Origin of the sequence: Streptococcus mitis, from assembly GCF_003942685.1 — a bacterium.
Classification (GTDB): domain Bacteria; phylum Bacillota; class Bacilli; order Lactobacillales; family Streptococcaceae; genus Streptococcus; species Streptococcus mitis_CD.
The window spans coordinates 58,281-81,754 of sequence record NZ_RJNR01000004.1 but is presented as its reverse complement, the minus strand read 5'-3'; the positions used below and the strand labels follow the sequence as shown (position 1 = coordinate 81,754).

23 protein-coding genes, 1 pseudogene and 1 other annotated feature are annotated in these 23,474 nt (G+C 38.9%); of the genes and pseudogenes, 22 read left to right on the top strand and 2 right to left on the bottom strand.

Annotation, left to right across the window (positions count from 1 at the left end):
• On the bottom strand, window positions 1-852 hold the full coding sequence (locus tag D8855_RS04590) for a MurR/RpiR family transcriptional regulator (protein ID WP_004261838.1): 852 nt from the start codon (window positions 850-852) through the stop codon (window positions 1-3).
• Between the two features lie 189 nt (window positions 853-1,041).
• On the opposite strand from D8855_RS04590, the gene pbp2b reads away from it, so the two are divergent.
• The 22 genes from pbp2b (at window position 1,042) to D8855_RS04480 (ending at window position 22,791) form a co-directional block, all read left to right on the top strand.
• Window positions 1,042-3,099 (top strand): penicillin-binding protein PBP2B, encoded by a 2,058-nt coding sequence (gene pbp2b / locus D8855_RS04585; protein ID WP_125416271.1) that lies wholly within the window; start codon window positions 1,042-1,044, stop codon window positions 3,097-3,099.
• 10 nt (window positions 3,100-3,109) lie between these two features.
• Entirely contained in the window at window positions 3,110-3,706 is a 597-nt protein-coding gene (gene recR / locus D8855_RS04580) for a recombination mediator RecR (RefSeq protein WP_000966748.1), read from the top strand.
• Window positions 3,707-4,022: 316 nt separating this feature from the next.
• Window positions 4,023-4,298: a hypothetical protein gene (locus tag D8855_RS04575; protein ID WP_049491527.1), complete on the top strand. Its 276-nt coding sequence runs from the start codon at window positions 4,023-4,025 to the stop codon at window positions 4,296-4,298.
• Between the two features lie 3 nt (window positions 4,299-4,301).
• On the top strand, window positions 4,302-4,658 hold the full coding sequence (locus tag D8855_RS04570; protein ID WP_042750678.1) for a hypothetical protein: 357 nt from the start codon (window positions 4,302-4,304) through the stop codon (window positions 4,656-4,658).
• Window positions 4,649-6,379: an LXG domain-containing protein gene (locus D8855_RS10750; protein ID WP_260467322.1), complete on the top strand. Its 1,731-nt coding sequence runs from the start codon at window positions 4,649-4,651 to the stop codon at window positions 6,377-6,379. The genes D8855_RS04570 and D8855_RS10750 overlap by 10 nt, the downstream gene beginning before the upstream one ends.
• A gap of 4 nt (window positions 6,380-6,383) precedes the next feature.
• Entirely contained in the window at window positions 6,384-7,010 is a 627-nt protein-coding gene (locus D8855_RS04560; protein WP_125416270.1) for a TipC family immunity protein, read from the top strand.
• Between the two features lie 97 nt (window positions 7,011-7,107).
• Entirely contained in the window at window positions 7,108-7,713 is a 606-nt protein-coding gene (locus tag D8855_RS04555; protein WP_125416269.1) for a hypothetical protein, read from the top strand.
• A 41-nt stretch (window positions 7,714-7,754) separates the two neighbouring features.
• The gene (locus D8855_RS04550; RefSeq protein ID WP_260467321.1) at window positions 7,755-8,579 is read left to right on the top strand and encodes a hypothetical protein; all 825 of its coding nucleotides are present in this window, start codon (window positions 7,755-7,757) and stop codon (window positions 8,577-8,579) included.
• A 9-nt stretch (window positions 8,580-8,588) separates the two neighbouring features.
• Window positions 8,589-9,218 carry a hypothetical protein gene (locus tag D8855_RS04545; protein WP_125416267.1) on the top strand — a complete coding sequence of 210 codons (630 nt, stop codon included), beginning with the start codon at window positions 8,589-8,591 and terminating at the stop codon, window positions 9,216-9,218.
• Between the two features lie 52 nt (window positions 9,219-9,270).
• Complete coding sequence (locus D8855_RS04540; RefSeq protein WP_125416265.1) at window positions 9,271-9,798, top strand: thiol-disulfide isomerase; 528 nt, start codon at window positions 9,271-9,273, stop codon at window positions 9,796-9,798.
• Window positions 9,799-10,035: 237 nt separating this feature from the next.
• The gene (locus D8855_RS04535) at window positions 10,036-11,079 is read left to right on the top strand and encodes a D-alanine--D-alanine ligase (RefSeq protein ID WP_125416263.1); all 1,044 of its coding nucleotides are present in this window, start codon (window positions 10,036-10,038) and stop codon (window positions 11,077-11,079) included.
• A gap of 83 nt (window positions 11,080-11,162) precedes the next feature.
• A complete protein-coding gene (locus D8855_RS04530; protein WP_125416261.1) occupies window positions 11,163-12,536 on the top strand; it encodes a UDP-N-acetylmuramoyl-tripeptide--D-alanyl-D-alanine ligase in 1,374 nt (457 codons plus the stop codon).
• Between the two features lie 94 nt (window positions 12,537-12,630).
• Window positions 12,631-13,335 (top strand): YwaF family protein, encoded by a 705-nt coding sequence (locus tag D8855_RS04525; protein ID WP_049500939.1) that lies wholly within the window; start codon window positions 12,631-12,633, stop codon window positions 13,333-13,335.
• Between the two features lie 214 nt (window positions 13,336-13,549).
• The gene (gene ftsA, locus D8855_RS04520) at window positions 13,550-14,929 is read left to right on the top strand and encodes a cell division protein FtsA (RefSeq protein WP_125416259.1); all 1,380 of its coding nucleotides are present in this window, start codon (window positions 13,550-13,552) and stop codon (window positions 14,927-14,929) included.
• Window positions 14,930-14,946: 17 nt separating this feature from the next.
• Window positions 14,947-16,203: a cell division protein FtsZ gene (ftsZ, locus tag D8855_RS04515; protein ID WP_049511014.1), complete on the top strand. Its 1,257-nt coding sequence runs from the start codon at window positions 14,947-14,949 to the stop codon at window positions 16,201-16,203.
• A gap of 4 nt (window positions 16,204-16,207) precedes the next feature.
• On the top strand, window positions 16,208-16,879 hold the full coding sequence (locus tag D8855_RS04510; RefSeq protein ID WP_049511013.1) for a YggS family pyridoxal phosphate-dependent enzyme: 672 nt from the start codon (window positions 16,208-16,210) through the stop codon (window positions 16,877-16,879).
• A 9-nt stretch (window positions 16,880-16,888) separates the two neighbouring features.
• Complete coding sequence (locus tag D8855_RS04505; protein WP_049487344.1) at window positions 16,889-17,422, top strand: cell division protein SepF; 534 nt, start codon at window positions 16,889-16,891, stop codon at window positions 17,420-17,422.
• A complete protein-coding gene (locus D8855_RS04500; protein ID WP_000576496.1) occupies window positions 17,422-17,685 on the top strand; it encodes a YggT family protein in 264 nt (87 codons plus the stop codon). Before D8855_RS04505 ends, D8855_RS04500 begins: the two co-directional genes overlap by 1 nt.
• Entirely contained in the window at window positions 17,682-18,467 is a 786-nt protein-coding gene (locus tag D8855_RS04495; RefSeq protein WP_125416257.1) for a YlmH family RNA-binding protein, read from the top strand. The genes D8855_RS04500 and D8855_RS04495 overlap by 4 nt, the downstream gene beginning before the upstream one ends.
• 8 nt (window positions 18,468-18,475) lie before the next feature.
• The gene (locus tag D8855_RS04490) at window positions 18,476-19,261 is read left to right on the top strand and encodes a DivIVA domain-containing protein (RefSeq protein WP_125416255.1); all 786 of its coding nucleotides are present in this window, start codon (window positions 18,476-18,478) and stop codon (window positions 19,259-19,261) included.
• Window positions 19,262-19,473: a binding site (T-box leader), on the top strand.
• A gap of 45 nt (window positions 19,474-19,518) precedes the next feature.
• Entirely contained in the window at window positions 19,519-22,311 is a 2,793-nt protein-coding gene (gene ileS / locus D8855_RS04485; protein ID WP_125416253.1) for an isoleucine--tRNA ligase, read from the top strand.
• A 111-nt stretch (window positions 22,312-22,422) separates the two neighbouring features.
• Complete coding sequence (locus tag D8855_RS04480) at window positions 22,423-22,791, top strand: hypothetical protein (RefSeq protein WP_004263686.1); 369 nt, start codon at window positions 22,423-22,425, stop codon at window positions 22,789-22,791.
• Between the two features lie 78 nt (window positions 22,792-22,869).
• On the opposite strand, the pseudogene D8855_RS04475 reads toward D8855_RS04480, so the two are convergent.
• A pseudogene (locus D8855_RS04475) lies at window positions 22,870-23,051 on the bottom strand (transposase); the annotation flags it as partial.
• Between the last annotated feature and the right edge of the window lie 423 nt (window positions 23,052-23,474).

Here is a 23,474-nt window from a genome sequence, read left to right as displayed (position 1 = left end):
CTAGGATTTTCTTACACGTTTTTGTCTACGATAGCCATTGAGTTTTTTATTTTCCCAATAGCTGTTAAAAATTTTCTCCTTGCTTTCACGATTGATTTCCAAAAAGTAGGCATAAATCAAATCGATAAAGAAGAGCATAGGAAGTTGAGCGGATATTCGTTGGATGTAGGATGACTGACTGTGTGTGGCTACAAGAACAGTCTCTGTATAGGTCTGACTATCTTTATTGGGAACACTTGTAAAGAGTACAGTCTTTGCCCCCATCTCTTTTGCGTCTAATAAACTGTCCAAAATAGAAGGAGTTGAGCCTGAAAGTGAGAAACCCAGTACGAGACAATTCTCATCCATAATACTGGTTGTCCAAGCAAAACCATCTTGGTCAGTCAAGGCCTCGCAGACCACACCTAGACGCATAAAGCGTAATTTCATTTCACGAGCTACGAGGCCAGAACTCCCTGTTCCGAAGAAGTAGACACGATCAGCATCTTCGATTAACTGGGCGATTCGTTCCAGTTGTTCTTCGTCAATCAAGTCCTGTGTTTGTTCCCGCATATTACTATAGCTTCTAAGAACTCGGTTGGTTAAAGGACTATGTTTGTGAGAATGAGTGCCCTGTTTCTTTGCTTGGTGCAGGTATTGGAAAATAAATTCTCGATAGCCCGTAAAACCACATTTTTTAGAAAAGCGGGTCAGAGCAGCTTGAGAGATATGTAATTTTTGAGTGACCTGCTGAGAAGATAAATCATCTGCAATGGTTTCAGCTTGCAAAAAATAGCGAGCGATTTCTTGCTCTAGGTCTGTCATTTCTTCGAAGTGAGAATCAATGAGGGTTGCTATATCTGGTTTATCCATAGGGAAGGCTCCTTTAAATGAGTCATATTGGAAAAAGACTGAGTCATCGAACTTTTACACTTATTATATCATATAATGTAGGGATGGATAAATAAAATCGTATTTTCCTGTAAAATGGGAAAAGCTCCCTTCTTTTCCAAAATTTCTTCTTAAATTATGGTACAATGAAGAGTAAGATTTTAAATAGAAATGAGACTGATTTGTATGAGGAAATTTAACAGCCATTCGATTCCGATTCGGCTTAATTTATTGTTTTCAATCATCATTTTACTCTTTATGACCATTATTGGTCGCCTGCTTTATATGCAGGTTTTGAACAAGGATTTTTATGAGACAAAACTAGCATCGGCTAGTAAAACAAAGGTGACTACTAGTTCAGCTCGAGGTGAAATTTATGATGCCAGTGGCAAGCCCTTGGTTGAAAATACTGTGAAACAAGTTGTTTCCTTTACTCGAAACAACAAAATGACGGCTGCAGATTTAAAAGAAACAGCCAAGAAGCTGTTAGCCTATGTAGGAGTTACTTCTCCAACATTGACTGACCGACAGTTGGCGGACTATTATCTAGCAGATCAAGATGTCTATAAGAAAGTAGTGGAAAGCTTACCACGTGAGAAACGTCTTGATTCAGATGGCAATCGTCTATCCGAATCAGAACTCTATAACAATGCGGTCGATAGTGTCCAAACGAGTCAATTAAACTATACAGAGGATGATAAGAAAGAAATCTATCTTTTTAGCCAGTTAAATGCTGTTGGAAACTTTGAGACAGGAGCCATTGAGACAGATTCCTTGACAGATACACAGATTGCCTTGATTGCTTCGGCTTCTAAGAATTTACCTGGTATCAGTATTTCAACCACGTGGGATCGAAAGGTTCTAGAGACTTCGCTCTCTTCTATAGTGGGAAGTGTATCCGGTGAAAAAGCTGGTCTCCCAGCTGAAGAAGCTGATGCTTATATTAAAAAGGGCTATTCTCTAAATGATCGGGTTGGCACCTCTTATCTAGAGAAACAATATGAAGAAACCTTGCAAGGTAAACGCTCGGTGAAGGAAATTCATCTAGATAAGTATGGCAATATGGAAAGTGTCGAAAATATTGAAGATGGTACCAAAGGGAACAATATCAAACTGACCATCGATTTGGCCTTCCAAGATAGCGTGGACAATCTTCTTAAGAGTTATTTCACTTCCGAACTAGGAAATGGAGGAGCTAAGTATTCTGAAGGTGTCTATGCAGTTGCTTTGAACCCCAAAACAGGTGCAGTTTTATCCATGTCAGGAATTAAACATGATCTGAAAACGGGAGAGTTGACGCCTGATTCTTTGGGAACGGTAACCAATGTCTTTGTACCAGGTTCGGTCGTTAAGGCTGCAACCATCAGTTCCGGTTGGGAGAATGGAGTCTTATCAGGGAATCAGACCCTGACGGATCAGTCCATTGTCTTCCAAGGTTCACCCCCTATCAATTCGTGGTATACTGCCTTTTCTGGGCCAATGCCGATTACGGCAGTTCAAGCTTTGGAGTATTCATCTAATACTTATATGGTCCAAACAGCTTTAGGGATTATGGGATTGACTTATCAACCGAATATGATTGCAGGAATTGGAAATTTAGACTCGGCTATGGGGAAATTACGTTCAACCTTTGGTGAGTATGGTTTGGGATCAGCTACAGGTATTGATTTACCAGATGAATCCACCGGCTTTATTCCTAAAGATTATGATCTTGCTAATTATATTACAAATTCATTTGGTCAGTTTGATAACTATACCCCAATGCAATTAGCTCAGTATGTAGCAACTATTGCAAATGATGGTGTCCGTATGGCTCCCCGTATTGTTGAAGGAATTTATGGCAATAATGATAAAGGAGGATTGGGCGACCTGATTCAACAACTGCAACCGTCAGAGATGAATAAGGTCAATATATCCGCCTCCGATATGAGTATTTTGCAACAAGGTTTTTATCAGGTTGCCCATGGGACTAGTGGATTGACAACTGGCCGTGCCTTTTCAAATGGTGCAGCTGTATCTATTAGCGGAAAAACGGGTACAGCCGAAAGTTATGTAGCAGATGGTCAGCAAGCAACAAATACCAATGCCGTGGCCTATGCTCCATCCGATAATCCACAAATAGCTGTAGCTGTTGTCTTCCCTCATAACACCAATCTTACAAATGGTGTCGGACCTTCCATTGCGCGCGACATTATCAACCTCTATAACCAACATCATCCAATGAATTAGAAAGGAACTTATGCTTTATCCAACGCCTATAGCTAAACTAATTGACAGTTATTCCAAGTTGCCGGGTATCGGGATTAAGACGGCTACACGTCTGGCCTTTTATACGATTGGAATGTCTGATGACGATGTCAATGAATTTGCCAAAAACCTCCTTTCTGCTAAGAGAGAGCTGACCTATTGCTCCATCTGTGGTCGTTTGACTGATGACGATCCTTGCTCTATCTGTACCGATCCAAGTCGTGACCAGACGACGATTTTAGTTCTCGAGGATAGTCGCGATGTGGCGGCTATGGAGAATATTCAAGAATACCATGGACTTTATCATGTCTTACATGGACTCATATCTCCCATGAATGGTATCAGTCCAGATGATATCAATCTCAAGAGTCTCATGACTCGTCTGATGGACAGTGAAGTTTCAGAGGTAATCGTAGCAACCAATGCCACAGCAGATGGAGAAGCAACTTCCATGTATCTTTCACGTTTGCTCAAACCAGCTGGTATCAAAGTCACACGTCTGGCACGAGGCCTCGCTGTGGGAGCAGATATCGAGTATGCGGACGAAGTAACCCTCTTACGAGCTATTGAAAATCGGACAGAGTTGTAAAAGTCAGTAAAAATTTAGCTCATTTTGACGTATAAGACAAGCCCTAGGAATTTTTCTAGGGTTTGTCTTTTTCGTTTTATAATGAGAGAAGGACAAATCTTGATAATAAGAATACTTCCCAGTAAACACAAATTATAAGGTATCAGAAAACGGATTTTCAAAATTCCTAGTAGCATCTCTATCAATATATTTTACTGAAGGATAAAGTTTTTTTAGGGATAAGATTGCCCTTTAGTTCGTTATAATTTATTTTGAAATCGTACTATTTTTATGTTATGATATGGTCAATATATAATTAATAAGGGGAGTTTGAAGTATGGGTGGAAAGATAAAATCTAGCACGATAGCAGCAGAGGCGGCTATTAATGAGTTGGTCGGGTATGAAACGAGCGACAAGCAAAATCAGCAGGTGGAATTTTCATATACATCTGGAATCACTGGAATGGAAGCGGGACGTCAGACCTGCAATCAAATGCTTCAGGCGGTCAGTGATTTTAGTTCAGCTGTTTTGACCCAAGCAAATAAGTTTCCAGAAATTGCTCATAGGATTGAAAAACGTGATATAGAGCAAGCGAAGAGATGGAGTCACTAAGGAATGGCAGATAGAAATGAAGAAAAGCGCACAGAGATTTGGCGTAAGATTGTTAAAATAGAAGATAAGGAAGACAGACTCCGAGCAACTAAAAAGCAATATGAACAGCAGTTGACAAACTTTTACTCGGATATTCAGAGCATTCACCATCGCATGATAAATCTATTGTCTCTCTCACCCAGTTCTCGTCAGCTAATAGAGCAAATCGAAAGTGATAATAGAACCATTCAGCGACAGGTCAACTCTTATGTAGAGGAGGAACTGGATACGTTGGAAAAACAAACTAAAAAGGCTTGTCGCTCTTTCGATGAAGCCAGAGAAGAACTGATAGCGGAAAGGAATCGGCTACCATGGGAGTAAAATACAGCGCACAAGAATCCCAAGAATTGATTCAGGCCATGACGAACAACCTCAAAGTCGCAAATGAAGTCACAGACCGCTTATCTAGTGGATGTGATCACCTGATTTCTTCTTTAGACTCAGGTGAGTTGACAGGAGCAGCCTACACAGCTGGTAAAGGTCTCTTTATAGAGATTATCATCCCCAGCATCAAAAAGCTCCAAGCAGCGATAGATGATATCCAACTAGAGTTGACCTCCTACAAAGATGCGGATGCTCAGGTCTCTGGATATGGTGATTTGGACCTAGACCAGCTTAAGGAATTGAAAAAGCTGAGAGAAGAGCAGTTAGCTATCGTAGAAGCTCAGATTCAAGTGAGGGAGAACTGGCTAAATCAAATCAAAGACCTCTTTAGTCTCAATTGGGGGAAAGCCTTCTCTGAGAAGACCATCCTCTACAATACCAAGTTTCAAATCGAGTCGGGTATTCAGGATTTGAATGATAAGATTGAAAAACTAGAATTTTTTGTCTCACAGGTTTCCCAGTATTTCAACGATAGTCTAGAAGTCCTTAGCTTAGCTATCAAAGGAGCTACACAACTGAGTAAAATCATTGTTGATAGCGATGGCAACTACTATGCGGACGGTCTGGACATGAGCTGGGTGCAGAAGATGAAGGATGTGAAGATTGAGTCATTGGATTATAAAGCAGAGAATAAATCAGATAAATTTATAAATATGCTAGTTGAACAGTATGGCTTTGATAAAGAGATGAGTGGACTGATTACTGAAATATCCACATTGATTGATGAAAAATTCCCGTATTTATCTCAAACGGAACGGGAACAACTTTTGTTAGTGACACTAGGGAGTTTTATATATTCAGAAGGCTTTGAGAATGGTGAATCAATGGGAGATAAGGCTAAAGGATATATTAGTGATGTCAGTTGGATGGACGTTGCTGGCACACCTTCGGATAAAACTGGCCTCCCACTTGATGGTAAAACATTGTTGAAACATTTGGGATTAACTGATAATCAAATAACCAAGTTACGTTATAATATTCGATTACAAAGTCAAATTTCCTCAGGAATATATAGAAACTATGCTGGTATGAACGTTGATGAACGAAAAAAATATAAGTCAACTTATGAAAAAGTCTATGGTGTTCAATTGACCGACGAGATGTTCGAGGAAAAATGGAATGAAAAGTACTCTTCCTTTTATGGAAAAGGAGATTTTGCTCATTTCTCTATTACTACAGCATCGAACTTAAATAATAGACTTAGAGGAAGTGATTTAACAAAATTTGGACACGAGAATGTTAACGATTTTGCAGGTTGGTTAGGTGATGCGACGCTTACTGATAGTGATGATATTAGTTTTGGAAATGACGATTATAAAGCAGACTTAGATGCGGTAAATATCACACAAAAAATGAAACGTAAAAAAATATCATATATTGAAGCTTCAAACGAGTATTACTCAGAAATGAAACGAGGCGAATACACTCGTGCAGAAAAATTTGTAGAGTATAAATCGGTAGAAGAAATTAAACAAAAAATTTTCACAAAATTACTACCAGATAATATGAAATATGTGGAAGAATCGGGAATGCAATCGCATTTTGAATTACCTAATGAAGAACAGTGTATGGCCTACCTACAAAAAAATTACCCAAGTACTTATAATTTCATTCGAAATATTGAAGCAGGTAATCAAGACTTGATAGAGATGAGGTGATTAGATGAAGAAGAGGAAATTTGCAATTTTTTCGTTGCTAATAGTTCTATTATTATCTTTCTCTGGTTTTCAGTATTATAAATATCAGAGAGTTCACAATATTTTTGATGAAATATACTACGAAGAAAGTGATTATCACAATTATACATTTCTCTGGAAAGGACGAGCTTTTTATAAGTTAAAAGGGTTAAAAATTATCGATAATGGATCTCAAGATTTATATAAACATTCTATTGATTATAAAAGTGTAAATTTACCAAACACTATTCATTCTCTAGGTTATTATTTTTATTTTGGATTTCAGGAGATGACGAAAGTTGGGATAGAAATGCGTTTGAGACTGCCAGATACAGAGACAACCATAAATGTAGATTACCAGTACGATGTAAACAATCAGCAATTAGAACGGTTTATGTGGTACTATGATGATGAGAGTACAGGATATTTTCAGCAATCTCAAATAGAAGCCTTTCTAGTGGAGCATGGAAAGACTGTCGATGAGATTCGCAAGGAAGCAGATAATGTACTCCGTAATAAAGTCCTTAAAGACTGGACCACTATCTACCCTAGTCGTTTTAGCCCAGATAATTGGGGAGAAGTGAGCGTTAAAGATATATGGAGAACAGAATAACAAATGGAACGATGAGGTAATAGTTTTATAAAGGAAGATTGGCATGAAACAATTCTTAAGAATATTTTGTTAAGAAGAAGTTGCTTTGGAGAAGTAAATGAGAAATAAAAACAAATTTATCTTTTGTTCACTCGTTTTGCTTGTTTATTTTTTATTGTTCATTTTGAAGCCGATCTACCAATATATTTCATTTTCTAAGATGGATGTGAATAGTAGTATGGTTCAATTGATTCAAGATAAAAATGATCAGGATTGGCATGCTCTTGATAAGCATATTCATCTAGTGCCCTCAAAAGAAAATGGAAAGAACATCGGCCTTATCTATGTGGTGGATGACTATAATCAAATTGAAAGTAAGATTTCTTCTGAGAATCAAGCGGTATCCATCAGTTACAATAATCGATTACAAGGAGACAAGAGTGTTGAAATTAGTTGGTTAAATGGGGAAAAGCGGTTGTATCATGCTGGGAGATATTTGAAATTAGCAAGTGAAAATCAAGCTGTGATTGAAAGTAACACAGGTTCTTCAGTGACCGTTTGGGAACAACGTTCGGAGAAAGCTAAAAAGCGATTATATGCGGTTGTAGAACAAATGAAAAAAACTGTTCTAGAGCATTTGTTCCAGCAAATAGTGTTCTGTTCGTTAGCTGTCATTCTCTTTATTTTAGGGTGGAAAATATATTATCATTTAAGGAGGTATTGAAATTCGCAGGGGTTCTGAACTTCAATAAAGCTTCTAGGGATATGATGCTAACGGACGATGGAGATGCCTACTACCGTGCCGAATTAGAGAAGCGCTTAAAAGGTCACGACAAGTCCGAATGGGATAAAATAATCGACGACTACAATCACACTCTTAAGATTGATGAAACAGGGAATATCATTGACATTTATCCATTTGAACAAGGTTATGTCGTTTCAAAAAATGGGAAATACGATGCCGACTATACTCATTTGGTTAACAAAAAGTTTGATGAACTAAAAGCACAAAACTTTGAAGCAAATTCAGCCGAATTTTGGAGTGGAGTAGCTCAAATATTCTCTGGATTGGGAGTTTACTTTGCGAGTGGCGCCCTTGAAGTTTTGAGTATCATGGCTGGTCCGCCAACAGCAGGGACAAGTATCGTAGCTGGTACGGCAGCATCAGTAACAGGGGTACAATATGGAAATGTACTGATAGCTAGTGGAGCAGTAACTAGCTTATCAGCTATCACAAAGACGGCCTTACAAAATGGCGAAATTCAGGTTAATTATTCTAGCAACTACGACAGCTGGCAGGCAAATAGACCTACGAGTAAGACTTTTGGGACTGTTGAAGGAAAGATTGGAAGTAGAAAAGGGAATATTCGTGTGGATGCAGAACCAAATAGTGGTAAAATTCAGGTTCAATCTGGAAGTGGGAAAGCTGGCTATACATTGAATGAGGATATTCCTTATACCCAGATAACTGATCCTCAAAGCGCTAGAAATTGGCTTGATTCAATATCTAAGTTGAAAAAAATGTCAAATTATGAGAAAAATCAATTAGTTAGATTTATTTTGAGAGCTGCTGAATTCTTGAGAACGTAGGAGTAAAATATGAGATTATATATTAAAGGTGATTACACCAAAGAAATTCCGTTTGATTATATAGAACTAGCGAAGAGAATGTGGTTTGACACTAAAGATTGTAAGCCAGTAGATTTTTCTTACTTTGGGAATACTCGCCCATTTAAAACAGACCCAACTATTCACTTGAAATTGAATAAGTGGATGCATGATAATAGATGGAATAATGTTCAGTTGAAAGAAGGGATTACCAACAAATTTGGGAGTCATGTATATGAAAATCTTGAATTAGATTTTGAAGACAATCCAGCAACAGACTATCGAGAAAAAGGAGACTGTCTACGTTTAGCTTCTACCCACCTTGACCTTCTCACTGTTGATAAAAGAGCTATGTATATTATGGCCATTGAAATTGCGACTGCTATTGATGGTCAGATTAGCGAAGATGATAAAGAGAGCTGGTTAAGTGTGGAGGAATTTAAAAACCGACATGAGGATACCCTTTCGATGAGTTATGAAGAGGCTAATGAGCTGAGTTTGGAAGAAATTCCCTTTTTGGGCGATGTGAGAGACCCAGTTTGGGAAGAAGATGACCGTAGGAATGAAGAATACATCAAAATCCATGGTGACCCAGTTTATGACGATGAGGACGACGAGTGATAATTTACAATAACACTTATTTGAAAGAGAGTGTTGAATAGGGGGAAGACTAATGTCAGATAAATTAAAACAGTTTAAATGGTTGATTGTATTGTTTTTGTTTCTGTTAGCAATCCCTTCATATTTTGCATACAATCATTTCCGACAATCTAGTACTTTAAAAGAAGCCTTTGAGAAAAATGAAAGAATTGAAGTTCTTCATCATTTAATGGCATCAGGAAAATATGCGTCTGACATCCGTAAGGCAGGTTATACTATTCCTTCTGACGGAGCTATTCGATTGGATGGAGGAATTGACTCCATAGGGATAAAAGGAGACATTGATTTGAAAATATCAAATCCTGGAAGGAATGAAGTCACTGTTTTATTTGAAACAACAGCAAAAGAGGAAAAAATAGATGTTTACTATATTTTAGATAATCAGTTAACCATAAAACGTAGTTACTATTCTAATATTAGTAATCAAAAAATAAAAGAGAGTGTGGACATCTCTCAAGCCGAAGAAGAGCGCCTATTAAAAATTGTTCAAAAAGAGCTTGAGGCTTTCATGGAAAAGATGTATCAGACTTTGTATGGATAGTTTACCAGAGAAAGTGGCTTCTTGCTCAACACAATGCTGTATGAACAACTGGTTGTGTTGAGGAATTTTACTAGAAAAAGATACCGTAGATGACAAACCAGCACGCTTTGAAGCTCAAGTGGTGGATAGGTAAAATTTCAGCTCTCAAATGAGGGCTTTTTTAGATACAAGTTTCAAAAAAGAAGCAAATATGATATACTAAAGAACGAGTATTCTATTAGAATTGGAACAAATAATATGAAACAAACGATTATTCTTTTATACGGTGGACGGAGTGCAGAGCGTGAAGTCTCTGTTCTTTCAGCTGAAAGTGTCATGCGTGCGGTCAACTACGACCGTTTCACAGTCAAGACTTTCTTCATCAGCCAGTCAGGTGACTTTATTGAAACGCAAGAATTTAGCCAGACTCCAGGTCAAGAGGATCGTCTTATGACCAATGAAACCATTGATTGGGATAAGCAAGTTGCACCAAGTGCTATCTACGAAGAAGGAGCAGTGGTCTTTCCAGTTCTTCACGGTCCGATGGGAGAAGATGGCTCTGTTCAAGGATTCTTAGAAGTTTTGAAAATGCCTTATGTTGGTTGCAACATCTTGTCATCTAGCCTTGCCATGGATAAAATCACCACCAAACGTGTGTTAGAATCTGTCGGGATTGCCCAAGTTCCTTATGTGGCCATTGTCGAAGGTGATGATGTGACTGCTAAAATTGCCGAAGTTGAAGAAAAATTGACTTATCCAGTTTTCACAAAACCATCTAACATGGGTTCTAGTGTCGGTATTTCTAAGTCTGAAAATCAAGAGGAACTTCGTCAAGCCTTGAAACTTGCCTTCCAATATGACAGCCGTGTCTTGGTAGAGCAAGGGGTAAATGCTCGTGAAATCGAGGTTGGTCTCTTGGGCAACTACGATGTCAAGAGTACGCTACCAGGAGAAGTAGTCAAGGATGTAGCCTTCTATGACTATGATGCCAAGTATATTGACAACAAGATTACCATGGATATCCCAGCTAAAATCAGTGATGATGTGGTAGCTGTCATGCGTCAGAATGCAGAAACTGCCTTCCGTGCTATTGGTGGTTTAGGTCTATCTCGTTGTGATTTCTTCTATACAGATAAGGGAGAGATTTTCCTAAACGAGCTCAATACCATGCCAGGTTTCACCCAGTGGTCTATGTACCCACTACTTTGGGACAATATGGGAATCAGCTACCCAGAACTAATCGAGCGTTTGGTTGACCTTGCCAAGGAAAGTTTTGACAAGCGCGAAGCGCATTTGCTATAAAATGAAAGAGAGGGTAGAAGCCAGAACTATCACTGCAAGGTGACTAGAGTTCTCGAGCTTCGACCCTTTTTAAAGGAGTAGAAATGAAATTAACAATCCATGAAGTGGCTCAAGTTGTAGGAGCTAAAAATGATATCAGCATCTTTGAGGACACCCAGTTAGAGAAGGCCGAGTTTGACAGTCGTCTGATTGCGACAGGAGATTTATTTGTCCCCCTCAAAGGTGCGCGTGACGGTCATGACTTTATAGAAACAGCCTTTGAAAATGGCGCTGCTGCAACCCTGTCTGAGAAAGAGGTCGCAAATCATCCCTACATTCTAGTAGCTGACGTTTTGGCTGCCTTTCAATCCCTAGCTGCCTACTATCTTGAAAAAACAGCAGTTGATGTCTTTGCGGTCACAGGTTCAAATGGTAAAACAACGACCAAGGATATGTTAGCGCACTTGCTATCAACAACCTACAAAACCTACAAAACTCAAGGCAACTACAATAACGAGATTGGTCTTCCATACACAGTTCTCCATATGCCTGAAGGAACAGAAAAGTTGGTCTTAGAGATGGGACAGGATCACTTGGGAGATATTCATCTCTTGTCAGAATTGGCTCGTCCAAAAACAGCCATCGTGACCTTGGTTGGAGAAGCCCATTTGGCCTTTTTCAAAGACCGTTCTGAGATTGCTAAAGGAAAAATGCAAATTGCAGACGGGATGTCTTCGAATTCCTTGCTTTTAGCGCCAGCTGACACTATTGTAGAGGACTACTTGCCAACTGATAAAAAGGTAGTTCGTTTTGGGCAAGGAGCTGAGCTGGAAATCACAGACTTGATTGAGCGCAAGGATAGTCTGACATTTAAGGCTAATTTCTTGGAACAAGCCCTTGATTTGCCAGTGACTGGTAAGTACAATGCTACTAATGCCATGATTGCATCCTATGTTGCCCTACAAGAAGGAGTTTCAGAGGAGCAAATTCGTCAGGCCTTCCAAAATCTTGAATTGACGCGTAACCGTACTGAGTGGAAGAAAGCAGCCAATGGTGCAGATATTCTATCAGATGTGTATAATGCCAATCCAACTGCTATGAAGTTGATTTTAGAGACTTTTTCGGCTATTCCAGCCAACGAAGGTGGCAAAAAAATCGCTGTCTTAGCGGACATGAAGGAACTCGGTGACCAGTCTGTTCAGCTCCATAACCAGATGATTTTGAGCCTCTCACCAGATGTGCTTGATACCGTGATTTTCTACGGAGAAGACATTGCTGAATTGGCTCAACTGGCCAGTCAAATGTTCCCAATCGGCCACGTTTACTACTTCAAGAAAACAGAAGACCAAGACCAATTTGAAGACCTAGTTAAGCAGGTCAAAGAAAGCCTTGGAGTCAATGACCAAATCCTACTCAAAGGCTCTAACTCTATGAATCTAGCCAAGTTGTTAGAAAGTTTAGAAAATGAAGCAAAGTGATTTTGTCAAACATTTACGTATTTCTAAATCCATTTTTGACAAATAGCATGGTATAATAATATGCAGGAAAATTTTGAATCATGAGGAAGACTAGATGAATTTATGGGATATTTTCTTTACGACCCAAGCAACAGAGCCACCCAAATTTGACCTTTTTTGGTATGTCAGTATATTTACACTCTTGGCTTTGACCTTTTATACAGCCTATCGTTATCGTGAAAAGAAGGCTTACCAACGATTTTTCCAAATCTTGCAGGCGGTTCAGTTGATCCTGATTTATGGTTGGTATGGGGTCAATCATATGCCTCTGTCAGAAAGTTTACCCTTTTACCATTGTCGTATGGCTATGTTTGTGGTGCTCTTGCTACCTGGTCAGTCCAAATATAGGCAGTATTTTGCATTACTAGGAACATTTGGGACATTAGCAGCCTTTGTTTATCCAGTGTCAGATGCCTATCCTTTCCCACATATTACGATTTTATCCTTTATCTTTGGCCACTTAGCTCTCTTGGGGAACTCTTTAGTTTATCTATTGAGACAGTATAACGCGCGATTGCTGGATGTGAAGGGAATTTTTCTCATGACCTTTGCACTAAATGCCTTGATTTTTGTGGTCAATTTAGTAACAGGCGGAGATTACGGATTCTTGACAAAACCACCATTGGTTGGAGACCATGGCTTAGTAGCTAATTATTTAATCGTTTCCCTAGCCTTATCAGCAGCAATTACGTTAACAAAGAAAATCTTGGAACTATTTTTAGAACAAGAAGCAGAAAAAATGATTGCAAAGAAAGCTTAGAAATGAGCTTTCTTTTTTTCATAAATCTAATTTTTTATAACTTGTTTGGAAAATACAAAAATATGATGAGCGAATGTAAAAAAATGGTAAGTAAATTTAGGAAAAACTAAGCACGATTGGATTTTTTGTGTTATAATATTCTGTGAATAGCTATGCCCTGTTTTAGCTATATTGAATAGAAGTTTGAAACTTGGAAGAGAGAGGATGCGATGTAATGGCTAGAGATGGTTTTTTTACAGGCTTAGATATCGGAACCAATTCGATTAAGGTGTTGGTTGCCGAGCTTAGAAATGGTGAACTAAATGTAATTGGTGTAAGTAATGCCAAGAGTAAAGGTGTAAAGGATGGGATTATCGTTGATATTGAAGCAGCAGCAACTGCTATCAAGTCAGCTATTTCCCAAGCAGAAGAGAAAGCTGGCATTTCAATCAAATCAGTGAATGTTGGTTTGCCTGGAAATCTTTTGCAAGTAGAACCAACTCAAGGAATGATTCCAGTTACATCTGATACAAAAGAAATTACAGATCAAGATGTCGAAAATGTTGTCAAATCAGCTTTGACAAAGAGTATGACACCAGATCGTGAAGTCATTACGTTTATTCCAGAAGAATTTATCGTAGATGGCTTCCAAGGTATTCGTGACCCGCGTGGCATGATGGGGGTTCGTCTTGAAATGCGTGGTTTGCTTTACACAGGTCCCCGTACTATTCTTCACAATTTACGCAAGACAGTTGAGCGCTCAGGTGTTCAGGTTGAAAATATTATTATTTCACCATTGGCTTTGGTTCGTTCAGTCTTGAATGAAGGAGAGCGTGAATTTGGAGCTACGGTGATTGATATGGGAGCAGGTCAAACAACTGTTGCTACAATCCGTAACCAAGAACTCCAGTTTACAAATATTCTTCAAGAAGGTGGAGATTATGTCACGAAAGATATCTCTAAAGTCTTGAAGACTTCACAAAAACTAGCTGAAGGATTGAAATTAAACTATGGTGAAGCCTACCCTTCACTTGCAAGCAATGAAACCTTCCAAGTTGAAGTGATTGGTGAAGTAGAGCCTGTAGAAGTTACAGAAAGATATCTAGCAGAGATTATTTCAGCTCGCATTAAACACATTTTTGAACAAATCAAACAAGAGTTGGAAAGAAGACATTTGTTGGATCTTCCAGGTGGAATTGTTCTGATTGGTGGAAATGCTATTTTACCAGGTGTTGTAGAACTTGCACAGGAAGTCTTTGGCGTTGGTGTCAAACTTTACGTTCCAAATCAAGTTGGAATCCGTAATCCTGCCTTCGCTCATGTGATTAGCTTGTCTGAATTTGCTGGTCAATTGACTGAGGTGCATTTATTAGCACAACGAGCAGTTAAGGGTGAGGATACTTTGCGTCACCAACCAATTAATTTTGGTGGGATGATTCAACGTGTTACGCAGGTAGCACAACCGACCCCTATTCAACCAGTTCAAAATACTGAGGTAGAGCAGTCAGCTTCTACGAACGTAGTTGCTCCGAAAGAAGATAAAGTATCTTCTCAAAATAAACCAAAAATCGCAGATCGTTTCCGTGGCTTAATCGGAAGCATGTTTGATGAATAAAAGAGGAAAAATAAACTATGACATTTTCATTTGATACAGCGGCTGCTCAAGGTGCAGTGATTAAAGTAATCGGTGTTGGTGGAGGTGGCGGTAACGCCATTAACCGCATGGTTGACGAAGGTGTTGCAGGCGTAGAATTTATCGCAGCAAACACAGATGTACAAGCTTTGAGTAGTACAAAAGCTGAGACTGTAATTCAGTTAGGCCCTAAATTGACTCGTGGTTTGGGTGCTGGCGGTCGACCTGAAGTTGGTCAAAAGGCTGCTGAAGAAAGCGAAGAAGCCTTGACTCAAGCTATTACTGGAGCAGATATGGTCTTCATTACTGCAGGTATGGGAGGTGGCTCAGGTACTGGTGCAGCTCCTGTTATTGCCCGCATTGCTAAAGATCTAGGTGCTCTTACAGTTGGTGTTGTGACACGTCCTTTCGGTTTCGAAGGAAGCAAACGTGGTCAGTACGCTGTAGAAGGAATCAATCAACTTCGTGAGCATGTAGATACTCTATTGATTATTTCAAACAACAACTTGCTTGAAATTGTTGATAAGAAAACGCCACTTCTTGAAGCTCTTAGCGAAGCAGATAACGTACTTCGCCAAGGTGTTCAAGGAATTACGGACTTGATCACAAATCCTGGTTTGATTAACCTTGACTTTGCCGATGTGAAAACAGTTATGGCAAATAAAGGAAACGCCCTAATGGGTATCGGTATCGGTAGTGGTGAAGAACGTGTGGTAGAAGCAGCTCGTAAGGCAATCTACTCACCACTTCTTGAAACAACTATTGACGGTGCCGAGGATGTCATCGTCAACGTTACTGGTGGACTTGACTTGACTTTGATTGAAGCAGAAGAAGCTTCAGAAATCGTCAACCAAGCGGCTGGTCAAGGAGTGAACATCTGGCTCGGAACATCTATCGATGAAAACATGAAAGATGAAATTCGTGTTACAGTCGTTGCAACTGGTGTTCGTCAAGATCGTGTGGAAAAAGTTGTGGGCCATGCACCAAGACAAGCTGTCCGTCATGAACAAGTAAGTCCTAGTCATGCACATAATCATAATCGTCAGTTTGATATGGCTGAAACTGCAGAAATTCCAAGTCCAGCACCTCGCCGTACAGAAACTTCTCAAACTTCAGCATTTGGTGATTGGGATTTGCGTCGTGAGACAATTGTTCGTCCGACTGATTCAGTTGTATCACCAGTTGAACGTTTCGAAGCGCCATCTTTACACGATGAGGATGAATTAGACACTCCTCCATTCTTCAAAAATCGTTAAGTACATGAATTTGAAAGAAAATACAGAACGTGTTTTTCAACAAATAAAAGATGCAAGTCAGCAGTCAGGAAGAGAAGTCAATTCTGTTTCGGTTGTTGCTGTTACAAAATATGTAGACGTACCGACAGCGGAGGCTTTGCTTCCGCTAGGTGTGCATCATATTGGTGAAAATCGTGTAGATAAATTTCTTGAGAAATATGAAGCTTTAAAAGATAGAAATATTACCTGGCATTTGATTGGAACCTTGCAAAGACGCAAGGTCAAAGATGTCATTCAGTATGTTGATTATTTCCACGCTTTGGATTCATTAAAGCTAGCAGAGGAAATTCAAAAAAGAAGTGACCGAGTTGTTAAGTGTTTCTTACAAGTAAATATCTCAAGGGAAGAGAGCAAACATGGTTTTTCAAGGGAAGAACTATTGGAGCTCTTACCAGAATTGGCCACCTTAGATAAAATTGAATATGTCGGCTTGATGACCATGGCTCCTTTTGAAGCTAGTAGTGATGAGTTGAAAGAAATTTTTAAAGCTACGCAGGATTTGCAACTAGAAATTAGAGAAAAACAAATTCCCAATATGCCAATGACGGACTTGAGTATGGGTATGAGTCGTGACTACAAGGAAGCGATTGAATTTGGCTCAACATTTGTCAGAATTGGTACAGCATTTTTTAAATAGGAAAGAAATATGTCTTTAAAAGATAGATTTGATAAATTTATAGATTATTTTACAGAAGATGGAGAAGATGTTAGTACTGCATATCAGCCTAAAGCTGAAGAGCCGATTGTGACTCCAGTCCCTTCTGTTCAAGAGTTGCCTCAACAAGCTGCTAGCACGCCATCTAAAGATAAAAACATCACTCGTCTTCATGCCCGTCAACAAGAGTTGGCTATGCAAAGTCAACGTTCTACTGATAAGGTGACAATTGATGTTCGTTATCCACGTAAATACGAAGATGCCACAGATATTGTTGATTTATTAGCTGGTAACGAAAGTATTTTGATTGATTTCCAATATATGACAGAAGTTCAAGCTCGTCGTTGTTTGGACTATCTGGATGGTGCGCGCCACGTTTTAGCTGGTAACATGAAAAAGGTAGCATCTACTATGTACCTGCTGACACCAGTTGATGTTGTTGTCAATATTGAAGATATCAAAATTCCAGATGAATCACAAAATGGTGAATTTGGCTTTGATATGAAACGTACGAGAGTAAGATAATGATCTTTCTCATTCGTTTTGTTCAAAATGCAGTGGATATCTATTCACTGATTTTAATCGTGTTTGCTCTGATGTCTTGGTTTCCCAATGCTTATGAATCACGTCTTGGACGCTTGATTATTAGTTTAGTGAAACCGATAGTAGCTCCCTTGCAACGTTTACCCCTCCAGATTGCAGGTCTTGACTTGTCTGTCTGGATTGCGGTATTACTAGTTCACTTCCTAGGGGAACAGTTGATTCGACTTTTAGTGATCTTTCTATGAACAAGATAATTTATCAACACTTTTCTAAGAATGATTCGTCTTTTATTGATAAGGGAGTAGAATGGATAAAAAAGGTAGAAGATTCTTATTCTCCTTTTTTAACACCCTTTGTAAATCCCCATCAAGAAAAGATTTTAAAGGTTCTAGCATCAACCAACGGCATCTCCTATATGAGCAGTCGGCAGTTTCTTGAAACTGAATATGTACGAGTTCTCCTGTATCCTGATTATTTTGAGCCAGAATTTTCTGATTTTGAACTTTCCTTGCAAGAAATTGTCTACCCTAATAAGTTTGAACGCTTAACGCATGCAAAAATATTAGGGACTGTTTTAAACAAGCTGGGAATTGATAGGAAGCTATTTGGTGATATCTTAGTCAACGAAGAGAGGGCACAGATTATTATTAATCGACAGTTTATGCTCCTTTTTCAAGACGGCATTACGAAAATTGCTCGGTTACCGGTTCGTCTAGAAGAACGGAATTTTGCTGAGAAAATTGCTACAGTAGAAAATTATCAAGAATTAGATATTTGTATCGCTAGTTCTAGATTAGATGGTTTTCTAGCAGGTGTCTTCAAGCTATCTAGAAATCAGGCAAGTCAGTTAATTGAAAAACAGGCAGTCCAAGTGAATTACCATTTAGTTGAAAAATCAGATTATGCAGTTCAAGTTGATGATTTGATTAGTGTGAGGAAATTTGGTCGATTGAAACTCGTTAGAGATAATGGGCAAACAAAAAAAGATAAAAAGAAATTAACGGTCCAATTGTTATTAAGTAAGTGAGGAAAAATATGCCAATTACATCGTTAGAAATCAAAGATAAAACCTTTGGAACAAGATTTAGAGGTTTTGATCCAGAAGAAGTTGAAGAATTTCTTGAAATTGTTGTTCGTGATTATGAAGATTTAGTTCGAAGCAATCATGATAAAGAGTTGCATATCAAGAGCTTGGAAGAACGTTTGTCTTACTTTGATGAGATGAAAGATTCTTTGAGTCAATCAGTATTGATTGCTCAAGATACGGCAGAGCGTGTGAAACAAGCTGCTAAAGATCGTTCTAATAATATTATCCAACAGGCAGAGCAAGATGCCCAACGTTTGCTTGAGGAAGCAAAATATAAGGCTAATGAGATCTTGCGTCAAGCTACTGATAATGCTAAGAAAGTTGCTGTTGAGACTGAAGAATTGAAGAACAAGAGCCGTGTCTTCCACCAACGTCTCAAATCTACAATTGAGAGTCAGTTAGCAATTGTTGAATCATCAGATTGGGAAGATATTCTGCGCCCAACAGCTACCTATCTTCAGACAAGTGATGAAGCATTTAAAGAAGTTGTTGGTGAAGTTCTTGGTGAGTCAGTGTATTCACAACCAGAAGAAGAACCAATCGATATGACTCGTCAATTTACACCTGAAGAAATGGCTGAGTTACAAGCTCGAATTGAGGCTGGTAATAGAGAATTAGCTGAATTTGAAGCTCAACAAGATCATTATGTGGAAGAACATTTAGAGCCAGTTGAAGTCGAAGGCCCTTCATCGAATGAGGAAGATACAAATAAAGAATCTGTCCTTATCTTATAATGAATAGTGATATGTGAGAACAATATCTTATCCTTATATTTCCAGCGAGCAGGAGATGGTGTGAGTCCTGCATTCCCTAACGATAAGATTATCCTCTCAAACTATCAAATCTGAATGGAGTAAGATTTGACGTTTCCCACGTTACGGGATAAGAGGGAGAAAGACTAAATCTTTTTCCGAATAAAGGTGGTACCACGATTTTCGTCCTTTTTGGAAGTCGTGGTTTTTAATTTGTTATTATTTATAAAGGAGATACCATGAAACTCAAAGATACCCTTAATCTTGGGAAAACAGCTTTCCCAATGCGTGCAGGTCTTCCTACCAAAGAGCCAGTTTGGCAAAAGGAATGGGAAGATGCAAAACTTTACCAACGTCGTCAAGAATTGAACCAAGGAAAACCTCATTTCACCTTGCATGATGGCCCTCCATATGCTAACGGAAATATCCACGTTGGACATGCTATGAACAAGATTTCAAAAGATATCATTGTTCGTTCAAAATCTATGTCAGGATTTTATGCACCCTATATCCCAGGTTGGGATACACATGGTCTGCCAATCGAGCAAGTTTTGGCAAAACAAGGTGTTAAACGTAAAGAAATGGACTTGGTTGAGTACTTGAAACTTTGCCGCGAATACGCTCTTTCTCAAGTAGATAAACAACGTGAAGACTTTAAACGTTTGGGTGTTTCTGGTGACTGGGAAAATCCATATGTGACGTTGACACCTGACTATGAAGCGGCCCAAATCCGTGTTTTCGGAGAAATGGCTAATAAAGGCTATATCTACCGTGGTGCCAAGCCAGTTTACTGGTCATGGTCATCTGAGTCTGCCCTTGCTGAAGCAGAGATTGAATACCATGACTTGATTTCAACTTCCCTTTACTATGCAAATAAGGTGAAAGATGGCAAAGGTATTTTAGATACAGATACTTATATCGTTGTCTGGACAACGACTCCATTTACCATCACAGCTTCTCGTGGTTTGACGGTTGGAGCAGATATTGATTACGTTTTGGTTCAACCTGCTGGTGAAAGTCGTAAGTTTGTGGTTGCTGCAGAATTGTTGACTAGCTTGTCTGAGAAATTTGGCTGGGTTGATGTTCAAGTTTTAGCAACTTACCGTGGTCAAGAATTGAACCACATTGTAACCGAACACCCATGGGATACAGCCGTAGATGAGTTGGTGATCCTTGGTGACCACGTTACGACTGACTCTGGTACTGGTATTNTCCATACAGCCCCTGGTTTTGGTGAGGATGACTACAATGTCGGTATTGCTAATGGTCTTGAAGTCGCAGTGACTGTTGACGAACGTGGTATCATGATGGCTAATGCTGGTCCTGAGTTTGAAGGTCAATTCTATGAAAAGGTAGTTCCAACTGTTATCGAGAAACTTGGTAACCTCCTTCTTGCCCAAGAAGAAATCTCTCACTCATACCCATTTGACTGGCGTACTAAGAAACCAATCATCTGGCGTGCAGTACCACAATGGTTTGCCTCAGTTTCTAAATTCCGTCAAGAAATCTTGGATGAAATTGAAAAGGTTAAGTTCCACTCAGAATGGGGTAAAGTCCGTCTTTACAATATGATTCGTGACCGTGGCGACTGGGTTATCTCTCGTCAACGTGCTTGGGGTGTTCCACTTCCTATCTTCTACGCTGAAGACGGTACAGCTATTATGACTGCTGAAACTATTGAACACGTGGCTCAACTCTTTGAGGAACATGGTTCAAGCATTTGGTGGGAACGTGATGCTAAAGACCTCTTACCAGAAGGATTTACTCATCCAGGTTCACCAAATGGTGAGTTCAAAAAAGAAACAGATATCATGGACGTTTGGTTTGACTCAGGTTCATCATGGAATGGAGTTGTAGTAAACCGTCCTGAGTTGACTTACCCAGCAGACCTTTACCTGGAAGGTTCTGACCAATACCGTGGTTGGTTCAACTCATCACTCATCACATCTGTTGCCAACCATGGCGTAGCACCTTACAAGCAAATCTTGTCACAAGGTTTTGCCCTTGATGGTAAAGGTGAGAAGATGTCTAAATCTCTTGGAAATACCATTGCCCCAAGTGATGTTGAAAAACAATTTGGTGCAGAAATCTTGCGTCTTTGGGTAACAAGTGTAGACTCAAGCAACGACGTGCGTATCTCTATGGATATCTTGAGCCAAGTCTCTGAAACTTACCGTAAGATCCGTAACACTCTTCGTTTCTTGATTGCCAATACTTCTGACTTTAACCCAGCTCAAGATTCAGTAGCTTATGAAGAACTACGTTCAGTTGATAAGTACATGACTATTCGCTTTAACCAGCTTGTTAAGACCATTCGTGATGCTTATGCAAACTTTGAATTCTTGACAATCTATAAGGCCTTGGTGAACTTTATCAACGTTGACCTGTCAGCCTTCTACCTTGATTTTGCCAAAGATGTTGTTTATATCGAAGGTGCAAAATCACTGGAACGCCGTCAAATGCAGACTGTCTTCTATGACATTCTTGTGAAAATCACCAAACTCTTGACACCAATTCTTCCTCATACAGCAGAGGAAATCTGGTCATACCTTGAGTTTGAAACAGAAGACTTCGTTCAATTGTCAGAATTGCCAGAAGCACAAACTTTTGCTAACCAAGAAGAAATCTTGGATACATGGGCTGCCTTCATGGACTTCCGTGGACAAGCTCAAAAAGCCTTGGAAGAAGCGCGTAATGCCAAAGTTATCGGTAAATCACTTGAAGCACACTTGACAGTTTATCCAAACGAAGTGGTGAAAACTCTACTCGAAGCAGTAAACAGTAATGTAGCTCAACTTTTGATCGTGTCTGAATTGACCATCGCAGAAGGACCAGCTCCAGAAGCTGCTGTTAGCTTCGAAGATGTGGCCTTCACAGTAGAACGCGCTGCAGGTGATGTATGTGACCGTTGCCGTCGTATCGACCCAACGACAGCAGAACGAAGCTACCACGCAGTCATCTGTGACCACTGTGCAAGCATCGTAGAAGAAAACTTTGCGGACGCAGTCGCAGAAGGATTTGAAGAGAAATAATCGAATTATAGATTAAAAAAGTTTTCTGTGTGTGTATTTTAGTTTGATATAAAAGATAATATTAAACAAAATTAATGTATAATATTAATTTTTAATGAAAAGGAAATATTGATGAAAAAGAAAACACTTGCTCAATTAGATGGTATCATTGGTTTAGTTACAGGAACTATCCTAACCATTTTGCCAATTATTATAATTATGATTGCCTCTATATTTGATGATGAAGAAGTTGTTGGTGTCATCTTAGGAATTATTTTTATTATTTTTAGTTTAGTAAAAATTGGAATTTTAATTCTAGGTATTCTCTCACTAATATACTATAAAGATGATAATAGAATTTCTATTGCACCCTCAGTCTTATTAATTGTTGGCTCTGCACTTGCATTGGTTCCATTCTTAGGATGGATAGGGGGAATCGTCATTATTGTTGGTGCTTCATTATTTTTAGGAAGCCTCAAAAAATTTAAAGTTGAACTATAAATAGAGTTTTTGTCAACTAGAGTAAATGGAGAAACTCTAAAATTGGTTCTTTGTCAGTAGTAGTGGATTAAAGAAAAGCTAAGATAGAGAAAGGACAAATTTCGTCCTTTCTTTTTTGATGTTCAGAGCGATAAAAATCGTTTTTTGAAGTTTTCAAAGTTTCGAAAACCAAAGGAATTTCGTTTGATAAGTTTGATGAGATTATTGGTCGCTTCTGATTTGGAGTTAGAATAGGGTAATTGAAGAGCGTTGACGATTTTTCAATGATTTCATGATTGATGAAAGTTACTATTTTAGTTTTAAGAATTGTGGCTATTGTGTATTTCAAGGGCGATGAGCGTGTGACTCCTGCACTGTCTGTATTGTTTATCGTAGGTAGTTCTGTTGGATTAATCCCATTCGTGGACTAGATAGGAGAAATTATGACAATTATTGGCAATTCCTATACTTTGAAATTTTGAAAAAATTTGAAATTGAAGAATCATATCTTTCGAATTGAGATGGGACGAATTGACTATTTGTTAGAAATACTTATTACAGTATGAAGACGGTTAGCCTTATTTTTTTGTTACCAATTGACGGAAAATCTTACAGGATAAATAAGCTATTTCATTCGTAAAATCTAAAGCATTTATTTGAGACAAGGAACTCTTTTTATAGTATAATGATGGTTGTAGATTAAA

Bases quoted from the DNA above. Each gene is read 5' to 3' on its own strand.
- D8855_RS04555 (WP_125416269.1), top strand. From the start codon at position 7,108: ATGAGAAATAAAAACAAATTTATCTTTTGTTCACTCGTTTTGCTTGTT.
- D8855_RS04490 (WP_125416255.1), top strand. From the start codon at position 18,476: ATGCCAATTACATCGTTAGAAATCAAAGATAAAACCTTTGGAACAAGA.
- D8855_RS04545 (WP_125416267.1), top strand. From the start codon at position 8,589: ATGAGATTATATATTAAAGGTGATTACACCAAAGAAATTCCGTTTGAT.
- D8855_RS04505 (WP_049487344.1), top strand. From the start codon at position 16,889: ATGTCTTTAAAAGATAGATTTGATAAATTTATAGATTATTTTACAGAA.
- D8855_RS10750 (WP_260467322.1), top strand. From the start codon at position 4,649: ATGGGAGTAAAATACAGCGCACAAGAATCCCAAGAATTGATTCAGGCC.
- D8855_RS04560 (WP_125416270.1), top strand. From the start codon at position 6,384: ATGAAGAAGAGGAAATTTGCAATTTTTTCGTTGCTAATAGTTCTATTA.
- D8855_RS04540 (WP_125416265.1), top strand. From the start codon at position 9,271: ATGTCAGATAAATTAAAACAGTTTAAATGGTTGATTGTATTGTTTTTG.
- pbp2b (WP_125416271.1), top strand. From the start codon at position 1,042: ATGAGACTGATTTGTATGAGGAAATTTAACAGCCATTCGATTCCGATT.
- recR (WP_000966748.1), top strand. From the start codon at position 3,110: ATGCTTTATCCAACGCCTATAGCTAAACTAATTGACAGTTATTCCAAG.
- D8855_RS04510 (WP_049511013.1), top strand. From the start codon at position 16,208: ATGAATTTGAAAGAAAATACAGAACGTGTTTTTCAACAAATAAAAGAT.
- D8855_RS04525 (WP_049500939.1), top strand. From the start codon at position 12,631: ATGAATTTATGGGATATTTTCTTTACGACCCAAGCAACAGAGCCACCC.
- ftsZ (WP_049511014.1), top strand. From the start codon at position 14,947: ATGACATTTTCATTTGATACAGCGGCTGCTCAAGGTGCAGTGATTAAA.
- ftsA (WP_125416259.1), top strand. From the start codon at position 13,550: ATGGCTAGAGATGGTTTTTTTACAGGCTTAGATATCGGAACCAATTCG.
- D8855_RS04590 (WP_004261838.1), bottom strand. From the start codon at position 852: ATGGATAAACCAGATATAGCAACCCTCATTGATTCTCACTTCGAAGAA.
- D8855_RS04495 (WP_125416257.1), top strand. From the start codon at position 17,682: ATGAACAAGATAATTTATCAACACTTTTCTAAGAATGATTCGTCTTTT.
- D8855_RS04530 (WP_125416261.1), top strand. From the start codon at position 11,163: ATGAAATTAACAATCCATGAAGTGGCTCAAGTTGTAGGAGCTAAAAAT.
- D8855_RS04575 (WP_049491527.1), top strand. From the start codon at position 4,023: ATGGGTGGAAAGATAAAATCTAGCACGATAGCAGCAGAGGCGGCTATT.
- D8855_RS04570 (WP_042750678.1), top strand. From the start codon at position 4,302: ATGGCAGATAGAAATGAAGAAAAGCGCACAGAGATTTGGCGTAAGATT.
- D8855_RS04480 (WP_004263686.1), top strand. From the start codon at position 22,423: ATGAAAAAGAAAACACTTGCTCAATTAGATGGTATCATTGGTTTAGTT.
- D8855_RS04500 (WP_000576496.1), top strand. From the start codon at position 17,422: ATGATCTTTCTCATTCGTTTTGTTCAAAATGCAGTGGATATCTATTCA.
- D8855_RS04550 (WP_260467321.1), top strand. From the start codon at position 7,755: ATGATGCTAACGGACGATGGAGATGCCTACTACCGTGCCGAATTAGAG.
- D8855_RS04535 (WP_125416263.1), top strand. From the start codon at position 10,036: ATGAAACAAACGATTATTCTTTTATACGGTGGACGGAGTGCAGAGCGT.